Raw genomic sequence first — 14,439 nt, forward strand, 5'->3', positions numbered from 1 at the left:
AATTCAGACAGCCGTTTGTTTTATCCTATCAGTTGCGTAAATAAATCCTGATTGTCATTTAGATATTGAAATTCAAAACCATTCTTAGTCATATTTACTTTAATGTCGAGAATATCTTTTTTGTTTTTTAGTTCTAAGCCAACGACTACAGAACCAACTTCGCGGCTGTTTTTCTTTGCAAACTGGAAATACGTGATATCGTCATCAGGACCTAAAATATTGTTTACAAATTCTTTTAAAGCCCCCGGGCGCTGTGGAAACTGAATCATAAAATAATGCATCAGGCCTTCATATAGTAGAGAACGTTCTTTTATTTCGGCAGTTCTTTCGATGTCATTATTGCTTCCGCTTACTACACAAACGACTTTTTTATCTTTGATTTTATCTTTGTAAAAATCCAAAGCTGCAATAGTCAATGCCCCTGCAGGTTCTACTACCATAGCCTCTTCGTTGTACAAACGCAAAATCGTAGTACAGACTTTTCCTTCGGGAACCAGAACAATGTCGTCTAAATTATGACGACAGATTTCAAAAGTTTTATCACCAACTTGTTTTACGGCAGCACCATCTACAAATTTGTCGATTGTTTTTAAAGCGGTGTTTTTCTTTTCCTCAATAGAGGTTTTCATAGATGGAGCTCCTTTGGGTTCAACACCAATAATTTTTGTATTTGGACTCAGCTGTTTAAAAACTTCAGACAAACCCGAAGCCAGTCCGCCACCGCCAATTGGTACAAAAACATAATCGATAGGCTCGTTGTAACTCTCTAAAATTTCCAATCCTACAGTTCCCTGACCGGCAATAACCTTATCATCATCAAAAGGATGGATGAAGATTTTCTGGCTCTCGGTTGCATCTGCTGTGGCTGAAGCATAAGCATCATCAAAAGTATCTCCGGTAAGTACAATTTCAACAAACGATTTCCCAAACAGCTGTACTTGTTTTACTTTTTGTTTCGGAGTGGTTTTGGGCATGTATATTTTGCCTTTGATTTGCAAAAGATTGCAGGAATAAGCGACTCCCTGTGCATGATTTCCTGCACTGGCACATACAATTCCACTTGCTTTTTCAGTTTCGGTTAACGAGGAAATTTTGTTGTAAGCCCCTCTGATTTTGTACGACCGAACAATTTGTAAATCTTCCCTTTTTAATAAAATGGTCGATTTGAACTCTTCCGAAAGATTTAAATTTTGGGTGAGTGGAGTAGCGGCAACTACATTTTCAAGTTGCTTTTTAGCAGCAAGTACTTCGTTAAATAAATTCATAATGATTAAATTGTTTTTGTCACAGATTAAAGGATTTGATAAGATTTTCAATCTGTGATAAAATGTTTTGCAATATTTTTTAAATAAAAAAAACCTCCCGTTTTGGGAGGTTTTATAAATTGTATTTTGTTTACTTATTTACATATTACCTCGCCATTATTGCTGAATTGCAATAATAGTAATAGAGATAATGATGTTATTTAAGTTTTTCATTTCAGATAATTGAATCGCAAATGTATGAATTATTTTTTAACAGGAGGATATTGTGCTAAAATTTTAGTTACAAACTCGGCAACCTTTTCGTCTTTTTTAGCAACGTTTTTGGTTAAAGTTCCAACACCTTCTCCCTGCCATATCATTTCTTTCTTTTTAGCATCAATCAGATCAATGAATAAAGTTCCTTCTGTAGAAGTTGAAACGGTAGTCTGGTTTCCTCCATACATCATGTATGGATTCCATCCCCAACCCCAACCGTAACCCCATCCGGCGCTAAATTGATTCACATTTACTTGTTCCCTTGCTTTAGTAAAAATATTAATTAATAAATCAGGGTTTTCGCTTTTGGTAAAACCTTTGGCTTGCATTTGATCATCGATGGCGCGTAGAATACGTCTTTTATCCAAATCAGATATTTCGACCTTATCAATTCCCGGCTTAAAGAAAGCATACGTTTTATAAGGGGCAAAATCTACGTTTTTGTCGTAATCAGAGTAAACACTAACCGTGCTGCATGACGCTAGTATTAAAAGCAAAAAAACGGGTACTAATTTGAATGTTTTCATATGTTTAAAAATTTAATGTTCTTCTTCCTGTAATGATAACATGCTCCGTTTTTGCGATACGGAGTGAAGTCAAAGTCCCTTTTTTCTAAAACAGATTTTCATCTACAATATTAGGTAAAGTTACTTTTAATAAAGGCTGAACTTCCATTGCTCTTTTTATCGCAAAAATAGCTTCGTCATTTCTGGCCCAGCTTCTTCTTGAAATTCCGTTATTAACATCCCAAAAAAGCATTGATGCTAAACGTTTTGAAGCTTCCTTAGAGCCATCAAGAACCATACCAAAGCCACCATTTATAACCTCTCCCCAGCCAACTCCGCCACCATTATGTATAGAAACCCAGGTTGCACCTCTAAAGCTGTCGCCAATCACGTTTTGAATCGCCATATCGGCTGTAAAGCGGGATCCGTCGTAGATATTTGAGGTTTCTCTGTATGGAGAATCAGTTCCCGAAACGTCATGATGATCGCGTCCTAAAACAACCGTTCCAATTTCGCCTTTGGCAATAGCCTGGTTAAAAGCTTCGGCAATTTTAATTCGGCCTTCTGCATCGGCATATAAAATTCTGGCTTGTGAGCCTACAACTAGTTTGTTTTCCTGTGCACCTTTGATCCATTTGATATTGTCTTGCATTTGCTGCTGAATTTCATCCGGAGCTGTTTTGGCCATTTCTTCTAAAACCTGGCTTGCTATGGTATCTGTTTTTTGTAAATCTTCTGGTTTTCCGGAAGTACAAACCCATCTAAATGGGCCAAATCCGTAATCAAAACACATTGGCCCCATAATGTCCTGAACGTAACTAGGGTATTTAAAATCAATATTATTTTCGGCCATAACATCTGCACCTGCACGGGAAGCTTCTAATAAAAAGGCATTTCCGTAATCAAAAAAGTAAGTTCCTTTTGCTGTGTGTTTGTTAATCGCTTTGGCTTGACGGCGCAAGGATTCCTGTACTTTTTCTTTGAAAAGTTCGGGATTGCTGGCCATCATTTCATTAGCCTCTTCAAATGAAATTCCGGCAGGATAATAACCTCCGGCCCAAGGATTATGAAGAGAAGTCTGATCAGAACCCAAATCAATTTTGATGTTTTCTTTGTCGAAACATTCCCAAACGTCTACCACGTTTCCTAAGTAAGCGATGGAAACCACTTCTTTATTGGCTTTTGCCGTATGTACTCTTTTGACCAATTCGTCAGTTGAAGTTACAATTTCATTGATCCAGCCCTGTTCGTGACGAATTTTTGTGATTTTTGGATTTACTTCTGCACAAACCGTGATGCAGCCTGCAATATTTCCGGCTTTTGGCTGCGCACCCGACATTCCGCCAAGTCCTGAAGTTACAAACAGATTTCCTTCCGGATTTTGTTTGATTTTTCTAAAACCATTCAAAACCGTAATCGTTGTTCCGTGTACAATTCCCTGTGGTCCGATGTACATATAACTACCGGCTGTCATTTGTCCGTACTGTGAAACACCTAAAGCATTCATTTTCTCCCAGTCGTCCGGTTGAGAGTAATTTGGAATCACCATTCCGTTTGTTACGACAACTCTTGGAGCTTCTGCATGCGAAGGAAACAATCCCATTGGATGACCTGAATACATGGTCAGCGTTTGTTCGTCTGTCATTTCAGACAAATATTGCATCGTTAATAAATATTGTGCCCAGTTTTGAAAAACGGCTCCATTTCCACCGTACGTAATCAGTTCGTGAGGGTGTTGCGCTACAGCATAATCCAGATTGTTCTGAATCATGTGCATAATTGCTTTTGCCTGTAATGATTTTCCCGGATATTCGTCAATTGGTCGGGCATACATTCTGTAATCCGGACGTAAGCGGTACATATAAATACGTCCGTAAGTTTCTAACTCTTCTGAAAACTCCTGAATTAATTCAGCATGATGTTTTGCTTCAAAATAACGTAACGCATTTTTTAAAGCCAGTTTTTTTTCTTCTGCCGATAGAATTTCTTTTCGTTTTGGCGCATGGTTAATCGCCAGATCATACTCCTTTTTTGGAGGTAATATTGTTGGAATTCCTTGTTGTATTTGTTCTTTGAAAGTCATTTTTTTAAGGTACTAAGTTGCTAAGATTCTAGGCTGCTAAGGTTTTGATCTAAGCAAGCAATAATCTGCGATTTATTAAATATGCTATAAGCTCCATCGGGGCGACATGGCAATTAAAGAAATAAAAATAATTTTCAAATTCTCAAATTGTCACATTTTCTAATTTAAAAAACAACTAAGGATAACGGATATCCGATCTATGATAGGATTTGTGGATAGTAATCCTAAATTTTCGTAACAGAATATCCATATAAATATTTTAGATTGGTGATTTTAGATTTTAGATTGTTGGTTTGGTTTTAAAATTATCAAATTGGCACATTTTCTAATTCGCGTTTTTTCTTATTTGACCTGTTCGTTTATCAAATCCATACGGACAATGACGGCAGCCACTTTTACAGCAATAACCACGTTTCAGATGGTATTTTTCAGTAAAGCATTTATAACCTTCGGCAGTATAGTAAAAATCTTCCCCTTCGATTAATTTATTTTCATTACTTTGCTCTTTCATAAATCTGCATTGAGTTCGTGTTCCGCTTTTTAAAAGTCAAAAATAATTAATTGATTATGATTTTAATGAAATCGAACAATTTTCATCTACAAATTTATAAATTTTACAGCTAATGTTTCTGATTGTTGCTAAATATTTAATTCCAAAAGGATATAGAGGAATGGCTGTGTTTCCGCTTATCATTTTGAAATATGATGAGGATAAAGAAAATGCTGTTTTTGTCAATCATGAAAAAATTCACCTGCGACAGCAATTAGAATTGTTGGTATTTCCGTTTTATGTTTTTTATGTTTTAGAATATGCAGTTCGGCTGATTCAATATAAAAACAAAGAACTGGCCTATCGGAATATAAGCTTTGAGAGAGAAGCTTACGCGAATGAAACTCATTTAAATTATTTGAAAAACCGACCTTTTTTCGGCTTTTTAAATTACTTAACATTAAAACACAAATAGATTTTGAATCAGGAAATTCATATCGCTTTGCCCAATAATATTTCGTTGACTATAAAACGAGAAGATTTGATTCATCCCTTTGTTTCAGGAAATAAATTCAGGAAACTGAAATACAATTTGCTTCAGGCGAAAGCCGAAAATAAAAAGACTCTGCTGACTTTTGGTGGTGCTTTTTCCAATCACATTGCAGCAGTTGCTTATGCTGGGAAAGAGCAGGGTTTTAGAACGATCGGAGTTATTAGAGGTGATGAGCTTTTTGATAAAATAGAGAAGAATCCAACGCTGAAATTTGCTCAGGAGAACGGAATGCAGTTTGAATTTGTGACGCGGGAGGAGTATCGGCTTAAAAATGAAAATGCCTTTATCGAAAAGTTAAAAGATAAGTTTGGAGACTTTTATTTGGTCCCTGAAGGAGGAACAAATGAATTGGCTGTAAAAGGATGTGAGGAGATTTTGACCAAAGAAGATGCACGTTTTGATTTTGTTTGTTGTGCGGTAGGAACAGGCGGCACTATATCGGGTTTGATTAATAGTGCACCGCCACGTCAGAAAATTTTAGGGTTTCCGGCGTTAAAAGGTGACTTTTTAACCGATGAAATTCGTATTTTTGCAAAGAAAGATAACTGGGATTTAATTTCTGACTATCATTTTGGAGGTTATGGGAAGGTAAATTTGGAATTAATTGAATTTATCAATGCTTTTTTTGAAGAAAATAAAGTGCCTTTGGATCCAATTTATACAGGAAAGATGGTTTTTGGCGTTATAGACTTAATACATAAAAACTATTTTCCTGCACATTCAAAAATTTTATTGATCCATACCGGCGGATTGCAGGGAATTGAAGGGATGAATGTTAAATTGAAGCAGAAAAAATTACCAATACTCAAAAGCAATGGTTAAAAAAATAATAGCACTTTTAATGCTGGTGACTATAGTAGGTTGCTCCTCAAGTAAACCTACTATTGCGACGACCAAAAAAGCGGCGGCAGTCCAGAGACCCAGAGTGGCAACAACCAAAAAGCCAACTTACACCAAACCAATTGGCAAAAAATATCCTTCTACAAATAATACAACTGAGGTCATTCAGTCTACTTCAAAAACAGTTGTAACCAGCGATTTAATCAATAATTATATTTTACAATTCAAAGATATTGCAATAGGGAATATGCAGAAATATGGCATTCCTGCAAGTATTATTCTGGCGCAGGGGATTTTAGAATCTGGTGCGGGAAAAGGAGATTTGGCGCTGGAAGCCAATAATCATTTTGGAATTAAGTGTCACAAGGACTGGCTGGGAGAAAGTGTGCGTCATGATGATGATTCTGCTCAGGAATGCTTCAGGAAATATACAGAAGCTGCAGAATCTTATAGAGATCATGCCTTGTTTTTGGTTGGCAAAAATAGATATGCAACTTTATTTACTTACGAAAAAGACGATTATAAATCCTGGGCAAAAGGGTTAAGAGCGGCTGGTTATGCCACAGATCCCAATTACCCGGATAAATTAATTAGTTATATCGAACGATACAATCTGCACCAGTACGATTGTCAGGTTACCGGAAAAAGCTACAAACCTTTCGAGAAATCAGCTCCGGTAAGAAGTTCTTCACCTTCTGGTTCTCCTTCTAATGCTAATTCGAACGATCCTAATTTATACGAAGTTCAAAAAGGGGACACCTTATATTCGATTTCAAAAAAATTCAACCTTTTGGTTGACGATTTAAAACAGAAAAATAATCTTTCAGACAACGCACTTTCTATCGGGCAGAAGCTGAAAGTGAAGTAGTGTTTAGTCTCAGTTTTTCAGTCTTGATTCAAATTCGTTAAAATCTAAATTCAGAATTCAAAAATCTAAAATCAGAATGATATATAAAAGAAGTAGTCAGCTTTTTGCTGAAGCAGAAAAAGTAATTCCTGGAGGCGTAAATTCACCGGTAAGAGCGTTTAAAGCAGTTGGTGGAACTCCAATTTTTGTAAAAAGTGCCAAAGGTGCTTATTTGTATGACGAGGACGGAAATAAATTAATCGATTATATCAATTCATGGGGACCAATGGTTTTGGGTCATGCCTACCAACCGGTTGTGGATGCTGTAATTGAAAAAGCAAAATTGGGTACTTCATTTGGAATGCCAACGGAATTAGAAACGGAGATTGCTGCTTTGGCGGTTTCTATGGTTCCGAATATTGATAAAATAAGATTTGTAAATTCAGGTACCGAGGCTTGTATGAGTGCAATTCGTCTGGCTCGTGGATTTACAAAAAGAGATAAAATTATCAAATTTGCAGGTTGTTATCACGGACATTCAGATTCATTTTTGATTCAGGCCGGAAGCGGGGCAGTAACTTTTGGATCGCCAAACAGCCCGGGAGTTACAGAAGGTACTGCAAAAGATACTTTGTTGGCAAAGTACAATGATTTAGAAAACGTAAAAACCTTAATCGAAGCCAATAAAAATGAAATTGCTGCGATTATCATTGAGGCAGTTGCCGGAAATATGGGATGTATTCCACCTCAAAAAGGTTTTCTGGAAGGTTTAAGAGAATTGTGTACAGCCAACGGAATTTTACTAATTTTTGATGAGGTTATGACAGGTTTCCGTCTGGCTCGCGGAGGAGTTCAGGAATTGTATAATGTCAATGCCGATATTGTAACTTTCGGAAAAGTAATTGGTGGAGGTTTACCTGTGGGGGCTTTTGCTGCCCGTGAAGAAATCATGAACTATCTGGCACCGCTTGGCCCAGTGTATCAGGCCGGGACATTATCTGGTAACCCGTTGGCTATGGCAGCAGGATTGGCGATGTTACAATCTTTAAATAATGACAGTGCTATTTTTACCCGATTGGAAGAAAAAACGGCTTACTTGGAAGCAGGAATCGACAGGGTTTTAAAAGCGAATAATGTTGTTTTCACCATCAATAGAGTAGGATCGATGATCTCTGTTCATTTTGATGCAAATCCGGTTGTTGATTTTCAAACTGCCGCAAAAGGTGATAATGAAACGTTTAAGAAATTCTTCCATGGTTTATTACAGGAAGGGGTTTATATCGCACCATCGGCTTATGAAACCTGGTTTATTACCGATGCCTTAACCTATGAAGATCTGGATTTTACCATTAATGCGATTGATAAAGTTTCAAAGACCTTTTAGATCTTAGAAGTTAAAGTATATATTTTTTTTCAATTGGAGGCTCAGCTTTTTTATTAAAGCTGGGCTTTTTTTGTAGTTTTCAGTCACAGTATTCAGTCACAGTATTCAGTCGCAGTATTCAGTCACAGTATTCAGTCACAGTATTCAGTCACAGTATTCAGTCTCAGTGTTCAGTCTCAGTATTCAGTCTCAGTATTCAGTCTCAGTTCACATCTCGCAGTTCACATCTCACATTTCACATTTCACATTTCACAGTTTACATCTCACACTATTCAGTCTCATTTTTACAATTTAAACTCTATAATCAGCAAGTAGTTAATGAAAAGTTAATAAATAGGTTTTGGGGCGTATATTCAGGATAAAAATTATTTTTGTTTATTAAATAACCATTAAACCTGTAATAAATGAAGAAATTTTTCATTTCTACTACGATAGCTGCTTTTATGCTATTTCCTGTCTCTCAGTTTGCGCAATCAAACAAGAAGAAATCAAAAAAAGATGAGCTGGCAGCTGCCTCGCCGGAAAAGAAACCAGAATCTGCAATTAAAGACTACAGCAAGGTAATCACCAAAGATGCTGTCTCTGATGACGGACTTTTTAAAGTTCACAAAGTCGATAAAAAATACTATTTCGAGATTCCGAATAAATACCTGAACAAAGACATGCTTTTAGTAAGCAGATTGTCAAAACTGCCTTCGAATTTGGGTGGAGGTTATGTAAACGCGGGATCAGAAACCAATGAGCAATTAGTAGTCTGGCAACGTTTTCAGGATAAAATTCTGATCAAATCAAAATCATACAATGCCGTAGCCAATGATACTTTGCCGATTAGTATTTCGGTTAAATCAAATAATTATGAGCCTACGTTATTTGCTTTTGATATCGTAGCTTTTAGTAAAGATTCTGCAAACACTGTGGTTGATGTTACTAAATTTTACAGTACAGATGTTAAGGCGATCAGTGGAATATCAGGAGAAATGCGCGAAACGTATAAAGTAAAAGGGCTTGACGATTCAAGAAGTTTTATCAATACGATCAAAAGTTTTCCAATGAATATCGAAGTAATTCAGGATATGACGTATAATGCTTCGAAACCATCGATGCTGGAAGATACCGAATCGATTAGTATTCAAATGAATCAATCGATGATTTTACTGCCTGAAGTACCTATGACACCAAGACTGGCTGACCCAAGAGTAGGCTGGTTTACGGTAAGTCAGTACGATTATGGAAGTAATGAATTAAAATCTGATCTTAAAACCTACATTCGTCGTTGGAGACTGGAGCCAAAAGATCCGGAAGCGTATGCAAGAGGAGAATTGGTTGAACCGGTAAAGCCTATAGTTTATTATTTAGACCCTGCTACTCCTGAAAAGCTACGAAAATATATCAAACAAGGAATAGAAGAATGGCAGAAACCTTTTGAAACAGCAGGATTTAAGAATGCTATTATTGCAAAAGATGCCCCAACAAAAGAAGAAGATCCTGATTTTAGCCCTGAAGATGTTCGATATTCAGTTGTCCGTTACGTTGCAAGTACCACCCGAAATGCAGTTGGTCCGAGTGTTTCAGATCCAAGAAGCGGTGAAATTATCGAAAGTGATGTTATCTGGTACCACAACCATTTACGTTCGTACAGAAACAGGTATTTGTTAGAAACTGGAGCGGCAAATCCGTCAGCACGAACTTTGCAGACAAGCGATGAGGAAATGGGAGAAATGATGCGTATGGTAATTGCTCACGAAGTGGGGCACGCTTTAGGTTTTCCACACAATATGGGCGCAAGCTGTGCGTATGATGTAGAAAGTTACCGAAATGGTGATTTTACGCAACAAAACGGAATTTCAGCTAGTATAATGGATTATGCGAGGTACAATTATATTGCACAACCGGGAGATAAAAACATTCGCTTTATTCGTAAGATGGGAGCGTATGATCACTATGCCTTAAACTGGGGATACAGAGTGATTTCAAATGCGAAATCTCCTCAGGAGGAATCAGCTACTTTGGATAAATGGATTCTTGATAAAGCGGGTAATCCTTTGTATAAATTTGGAAAACAAAGTAGTGCTTTCGATCCTACTTCACAAACAGAAGATATTGGGAATAATTCAATGAAAGCAAGTACTTACGGACTTAAAAATTTGGAATATGTTGTTGCTCATTTAAACGAATGGACGAGTAATGTGACTAATAATTATGAAGATCTGGACGAATTGTACAAAGAAATGCTGGATGTTTGGAGCCGATATGTAGGTCATGTGGTGACTAATGTTGGTGGAGTTTATGAAAACACTAAAAATCCAAATCAGACCGGAAATGTTTACGAGGTAGTACCAAAAGCCAAACAGATTGAAGCAATGAACTGGCTTCAGGCTAATGCTTTTGCTTCGCCAACATGGATGGTAAATGTTACGACTTTGAAGAATACTGATTTTGCCGGTTATGCGGAAAGATTCAGAAGCTTACAGGTGAGACAGTTGAATAGTTTGCTTAGTATTGGCCGTATTGGCAGATTAGTAGATAATGAAATCGTTGGAGGAGATACTTATAAAGCACTGGATTTATTGAGAGATACACGAAAAGGAATCTGGAAAGAAGCAGCAGCACCCGGAAATGTGACCATCTACAGAAGAAACCTGCAACGTGGTTATATCGATCGAATGGGAGTATTAATGACCGAAGAAATTAAGCCGTCTGACCGATCAGTGGTATATTATAATGTAAACCAATCTGATGTGAGAGCTTTGGTACGTGGCGAGTTGAATGCGCTAAGAACGACACTTTTGGCAGCAAAGGCGAGACCTGTAAATGCAGAAACCAAGTATCATTATGAGGATTGTATTAAAAGGATAGACTTAATTCTTAATCCGAAATAAGATTTTATACTAAAGAAAAAGAGGCTTTTAAGCCTCTTTTTTTATGAACGATATTAGTTGTTTGCTTTTTTGTATTCTCTTACTTTCTCTTTTGCTTTTTCTTTATTTTCGTCCTGAATGGAAGTCCATTTTTTATATTGATCGGCATTTAGAATCGATTTCATTTTGGCATCGTTAGCAGCTTGTTCATCCAGCATTTGTTTTCTAAAAGCAACTTTATCTTCTGTTGTCAGGCTTGTACCGTTCTCTTTCTTGCTTTTGCGGTCTTCTTTAAACTTTTCAGCTTTGGCGCTTCTGTCTGCTAAAAGCTGTTTTATCTGCGCTTGCTGATTGGCATCTAAATTGAGTTCCGAAGTGAGTTTTTTTAACTTCTTTTCATTGCGTTGTTCCGGACTTAGTCTTTCTTTTGGTTCGCGTGCAGGTTTTTGATCTGCCTCTTGTGCAAAACTCGCTATTCCAACGAATAACAAAGCTGCGATAAGTAATTTTTTCATGATGTACGTTTTTTAATTGTTTATATAGCTTAGACTTTACTGGATTAAAGAGGTTTAATCTGACAGTCAGAATTATAGATTATTTAACAAAATTAAATATAAAAGCAGTTCATTTGTTTGAATTTTAGCGGTTTACGGTTAGGGCTTCATAGATCTCTGCTTTTTATCATGTTTTTATAAGAAATGGTTTTTTAAATTTGTTTCAATATTAGAAATAAGGAGTAGCCATCATCTGAATCAAAAAATGGAAGTATTATTTAGCAAAAAGAATAAAAATCGGGTTTTAAAAGCGGTAAACGGAGAGATGTCGTATCAGAAATTAACTGCTCCAGAATGGCATCAGTTTGTTCAAAACTGGAATTATGATGATGGAATCGAGCCTTTTGAATGGATTATCAAACAAAAAACACTTGATAAAGGAACGGCTCTTTGTTTGTATTGGTTTCTGCAACCCGATTATTTTTGCAGGTTTAAAAGTGAAGAGGGAGTCAAGGACGGTTTGTATTTTGAACAATATAAATTGTTGAAAGAAATTGAGGAAAGATATCTTGCCGGCTTTTATCAGGATGAGAACTTTTCGTTTGATCCAAATCAGGAATTTTTGGATAAAAATTCTAATGCAACATGTATTCCAGGTGAAATGTTGCTTAAAACTGGAGGAATAGCTTTCGAACGATTGGATATTGAATTTGCTTTTTTGAGGAAACCCAATGAAAAGGAGTTAAAAACAATTGCGACCAGGATAACGGATGCTGTAAAGATGATTCAGATTTCAAATCCGGATTTTATTTATGATGATACTGATGCTGCAGTAAACGCCATTGTTGAAAGTGTTGAATACTGGAAAACCAAAGAATTAGGGAAGATGAAAATTAATAATCTATCTTATTTGTGGATGGATTGTATGCATAAAAAACACCAGTGGGATTGGATTGTATGGGATTGGGAAACCGGAAATAATCTGGGAGTTACAAATGTAACAAAAGAATTGACCTGTTTAGCAGATACGATTATCGCTCACACAATAGACGGATTTCAACCTGCTTCGATTATTTTGGATTTGTACAAAGATCTGGAAGGAGTAAATGATTTTTATGATCTGAAGAGAGATCCTTACAGTGGAATCGGATTATTGTTTAGCACAGATCATTTGAAGTTTAGAGCATAGTAAGCAGAGAAGATTTTTTGCTAAAAAGAGAGACGAAGGGATCGTTTGGTTTTTCAAAGCGTAACATTTTAAACGTATGGTATTAAGAAAAATTACAGTTGAAGAGAATGTTTATTGGTACAAAAGCGTTACTAAATATACGCTTGATACAGAAGCAGCAACATTTGAAATAACGATATTCCTGGAAGATCATAAACAAACTCCGTTGAAAATCAGCTTCGTTACATGGGAAGATCTGTATGACGGAAACCCTTTAAATAGCGGAGTAGTGCTAACCAGACTATCTGATAAAGAAACTGAAAATGTTAATTTAAACCGGCCAAAATATATGAGAGAATGTATTTTATACGGTTTGAAAATGGGATGGAATGGCGGTAATAAAGTAGCAATTATAGATGGTTTAGAGATCCTTAGAAGTTTAGGTTATGATGTTTCCAGTCTTTGCCCAAAAGATGGATTTGTTATGGCGTATGGAAAAGAATATTTAAAGTAAGCTGATTTTTCAGGATCAGAAATTTACTTCAGAAGAATTGTTTAATTTAGTAGAACAGGAAGATAAAAACCTCAAAAATAGTAATCAAGATGAGTTTAAAGGATACAGTAAATACAAATAAAATAGCTTTTTTTTCAACGCAGCCTTACGATAAAACGTTCTTCAATAAATACAATGATGCTTTTGGGTTTGAATTGGATTTCTTTGAAACGCAATTAAACTCTCAAACCGTTATTTTGATTGAAAATGCTTCAATTGTTTGCGTTTTTGTAAATGACATTGTCAATGAGGCAGTACTTAAACAATTGGCTGAAAAAGGAGTAAAGATTATTGCTTTGCGTTGCGCGGGTTTTAATAATGTTGATCTGGATGCTGCTAAAAAGTACAATTTGAAAGTATGCCGGGTTCCTGCTTACTCACCTCAGGCCGTTGCAGAGCATGCGATGGCAATGATTCTAACACTGAACAGAAAAACACATAAAGCTTACAATAGGGTTCGGGAGCAAAATTTTTCATTAAACGGATTATTAGGTTTTGACTTGTTTGGGAAGACGATCGGAATCATTGGAACGGGGAATATTGGGAAAGCTTTCGCTAAGATTGCGATAGGATTTGGCTGTAAAGTTCTGGCGTATGATATCGTAACAAGCGCGGAAATGGAAAAAGATGGTGTTCGGTTTGTTTCGTTGGAAGAAATCTTCAAAACCAGCGATATGATTTCATTGCATTGTCCCTTAAACGATCAGACGAAACATATCATTAATAAAGAATCTATCGCTTTAATGAAGGAAAGTGTAATGCTTATAAATACGAGCCGTGGAGGATTGATTGAAACAGCCGCTGTCATTGAAGGTTTGAAAGAAGGTAAAATAGGGTATTTAGGAATTGATGTTTACGAACAGGAAGAAAAACTATTTTTTAGAGATCTTTCTGCCGATATTATTCAGGATGATGCCATTCAGCGTTTAATGAGTTTTCCAAATGTTTTGGTGACTGCACATCAGGCGTTTTTTACCAATGAAGCCTTAACGCAGATTGCTTTGGTTACCTTTAACAATATAAAATCTTTATTAACAGAGAATGATATTGAAAATAAAGCCGCTTTGTTAGTTTAAATTGACAATGCCGACAGGTTTTTAAAACCTGTCAGGTTTAGGAACGTGATCGTAAAAAATAAAAAAA

The 14,439-nt window shown here is 36.4% G+C and carries 13 protein-coding genes; 8 read left to right on the forward strand and 5 right to left on the reverse strand.

Going from position 1 to position 14,439, the window contains the following annotated elements:
- Positions 1-20: 20 nt before the first annotated feature.
- The 4 genes from ilvA to AC3IS6_RS09990 all read right to left on the reverse strand — a co-directional run bounded on the left by ilvA (position 21) and on the right by AC3IS6_RS09990 (position 4,620).
- On the reverse strand, positions 21-1,265 hold the full coding sequence (ilvA, locus tag AC3IS6_RS09975) for a threonine ammonia-lyase IlvA (RefSeq protein WP_489164741.1): 1,245 nt from the start codon (positions 1,263-1,265) through the stop codon (positions 21-23).
- 242 nt (positions 1,266-1,507) lie between these two features.
- A complete protein-coding gene (locus tag AC3IS6_RS09980; protein ID WP_173964672.1) occupies positions 1,508-2,047 on the reverse strand; it encodes a DUF4136 domain-containing protein in 540 nt (179 codons plus the stop codon).
- An 85-nt stretch (positions 2,048-2,132) separates the two neighbouring features.
- Complete coding sequence (gene hutU, locus AC3IS6_RS09985) at positions 2,133-4,109, reverse strand: urocanate hydratase (RefSeq protein WP_489164742.1); 1,977 nt, start codon at positions 4,107-4,109, stop codon at positions 2,133-2,135.
- A 325-nt stretch (positions 4,110-4,434) separates the two neighbouring features.
- Complete coding sequence (locus tag AC3IS6_RS09990; protein WP_489164743.1) at positions 4,435-4,620, reverse strand: C1orf53 family protein; 186 nt, start codon at positions 4,618-4,620, stop codon at positions 4,435-4,437.
- Positions 4,621-4,732: 112 nt separating this feature from the next.
- On the opposite strand from AC3IS6_RS09990, the gene AC3IS6_RS09995 reads away from it, so the two are divergent.
- The 5 genes from AC3IS6_RS09995 to AC3IS6_RS10015 all read left to right on the forward strand — a co-directional run bounded on the left by AC3IS6_RS09995 (position 4,733) and on the right by AC3IS6_RS10015 (position 11,102).
- Positions 4,733-5,074 carry a hypothetical protein gene (locus AC3IS6_RS09995; RefSeq protein ID WP_489164744.1) on the forward strand — a complete coding sequence of 114 codons (342 nt, stop codon included), beginning with the start codon at positions 4,733-4,735 and terminating at the stop codon, positions 5,072-5,074.
- A 3-nt stretch (positions 5,075-5,077) separates the two neighbouring features.
- Positions 5,078-5,974, forward strand: coding sequence for a 1-aminocyclopropane-1-carboxylate deaminase/D-cysteine desulfhydrase (locus AC3IS6_RS10000; protein ID WP_489164745.1), 897 nt, complete (start codon positions 5,078-5,080; stop codon positions 5,972-5,974).
- Complete coding sequence (locus AC3IS6_RS10005; RefSeq protein WP_489164746.1) at positions 5,967-6,860, forward strand: glucosaminidase domain-containing protein; 894 nt, start codon at positions 5,967-5,969, stop codon at positions 6,858-6,860. Before AC3IS6_RS10000 ends, AC3IS6_RS10005 begins: the two co-directional genes overlap by 8 nt.
- Positions 6,861-6,936: 76 nt before the next feature.
- The gene (gene hemL, locus AC3IS6_RS10010; protein ID WP_489164747.1) at positions 6,937-8,223 is read left to right on the forward strand and encodes a glutamate-1-semialdehyde 2,1-aminomutase; all 1,287 of its coding nucleotides are present in this window, start codon (positions 6,937-6,939) and stop codon (positions 8,221-8,223) included.
- A gap of 404 nt (positions 8,224-8,627) precedes the next feature.
- Positions 8,628-11,102, forward strand: a complete 2,475-nt coding sequence (locus AC3IS6_RS10015) for a zinc-dependent metalloprotease (protein WP_489164748.1) — start codon at positions 8,628-8,630, stop codon at positions 11,100-11,102.
- Positions 11,103-11,155: 53 nt separating this feature from the next.
- Here AC3IS6_RS10015 and AC3IS6_RS10020 read toward each other — a convergent pair whose 3' ends face one another.
- Positions 11,156-11,596 (reverse strand): DUF4890 domain-containing protein, encoded by a 441-nt coding sequence (locus tag AC3IS6_RS10020; RefSeq protein ID WP_489164749.1) that lies wholly within the window; start codon positions 11,594-11,596, stop codon positions 11,156-11,158.
- A 244-nt stretch (positions 11,597-11,840) separates the two neighbouring features.
- Here AC3IS6_RS10020 and AC3IS6_RS10025 point away from each other — a divergent pair, with 244 nt between their 5' ends.
- The 3 genes from AC3IS6_RS10025 to AC3IS6_RS10035 all read left to right on the forward strand — a co-directional run bounded on the left by AC3IS6_RS10025 (position 11,841) and on the right by AC3IS6_RS10035 (position 14,372).
- The gene (locus tag AC3IS6_RS10025; protein WP_489164750.1) at positions 11,841-12,764 is read left to right on the forward strand and encodes a DUF4274 domain-containing protein; all 924 of its coding nucleotides are present in this window, start codon (positions 11,841-11,843) and stop codon (positions 12,762-12,764) included.
- Positions 12,765-12,840: 76 nt separating this feature from the next.
- Positions 12,841-13,257 carry a hypothetical protein gene (locus AC3IS6_RS10030; protein WP_489164751.1) on the forward strand — a complete coding sequence of 139 codons (417 nt, stop codon included), beginning with the start codon at positions 12,841-12,843 and terminating at the stop codon, positions 13,255-13,257.
- Positions 13,258-13,346: 89 nt separating this feature from the next.
- Positions 13,347-14,372, forward strand: a complete 1,026-nt coding sequence (locus tag AC3IS6_RS10035; RefSeq protein WP_489164752.1) for a 2-hydroxyacid dehydrogenase — start codon at positions 13,347-13,349, stop codon at positions 14,370-14,372.
- The last annotated feature ends 67 nt before the right edge of the window (positions 14,373-14,439 follow it).

Source organism: Flavobacterium sp. KH_035, assembly GCF_057839565.1.

What these genes read in the sequence shown, in the direction of transcription:
- ilvA (WP_489164741.1), bottom strand. Translation starts at nt 1,265, where the DNA reads ATGAATTTATTTAACGAAGTACTTGCTGCTAAAAAGCAACTTGAAAAT.
- AC3IS6_RS09980 (WP_173964672.1), bottom strand. Translation starts at nt 2,047, where the DNA reads ATGAAAACATTCAAATTAGTACCCGTTTTTTTGCTTTTAATACTAGCG.
- hutU (WP_489164742.1), bottom strand. Translation starts at nt 4,109, where the DNA reads ATGACTTTCAAAGAACAAATACAACAAGGAATTCCAACAATATTACCT.
- AC3IS6_RS09990 (WP_489164743.1), bottom strand. Translation starts at nt 4,620, where the DNA reads ATGAAAGAGCAAAGTAATGAAAATAAATTAATCGAAGGGGAAGATTTT.
- AC3IS6_RS09995 (WP_489164744.1), top strand. Translation starts at nt 4,733, where the DNA reads ATGTTTCTGATTGTTGCTAAATATTTAATTCCAAAAGGATATAGAGGA.
- AC3IS6_RS10005 (WP_489164746.1), top strand. Translation starts at nt 5,967, where the DNA reads ATGGTTAAAAAAATAATAGCACTTTTAATGCTGGTGACTATAGTAGGT.
- hemL (WP_489164747.1), top strand. Translation starts at nt 6,937, where the DNA reads ATGATATATAAAAGAAGTAGTCAGCTTTTTGCTGAAGCAGAAAAAGTA.
- AC3IS6_RS10015 (WP_489164748.1), top strand. Translation starts at nt 8,628, where the DNA reads ATGAAGAAATTTTTCATTTCTACTACGATAGCTGCTTTTATGCTATTT.
- AC3IS6_RS10020 (WP_489164749.1), bottom strand. Translation starts at nt 11,596, where the DNA reads ATGAAAAAATTACTTATCGCAGCTTTGTTATTCGTTGGAATAGCGAGT.
- AC3IS6_RS10025 (WP_489164750.1), top strand. Translation starts at nt 11,841, where the DNA reads ATGGAAGTATTATTTAGCAAAAAGAATAAAAATCGGGTTTTAAAAGCG.
- AC3IS6_RS10030 (WP_489164751.1), top strand. Translation starts at nt 12,841, where the DNA reads ATGGTATTAAGAAAAATTACAGTTGAAGAGAATGTTTATTGGTACAAA.
- AC3IS6_RS10035 (WP_489164752.1), top strand. Translation starts at nt 13,347, where the DNA reads ATGAGTTTAAAGGATACAGTAAATACAAATAAAATAGCTTTTTTTTCA.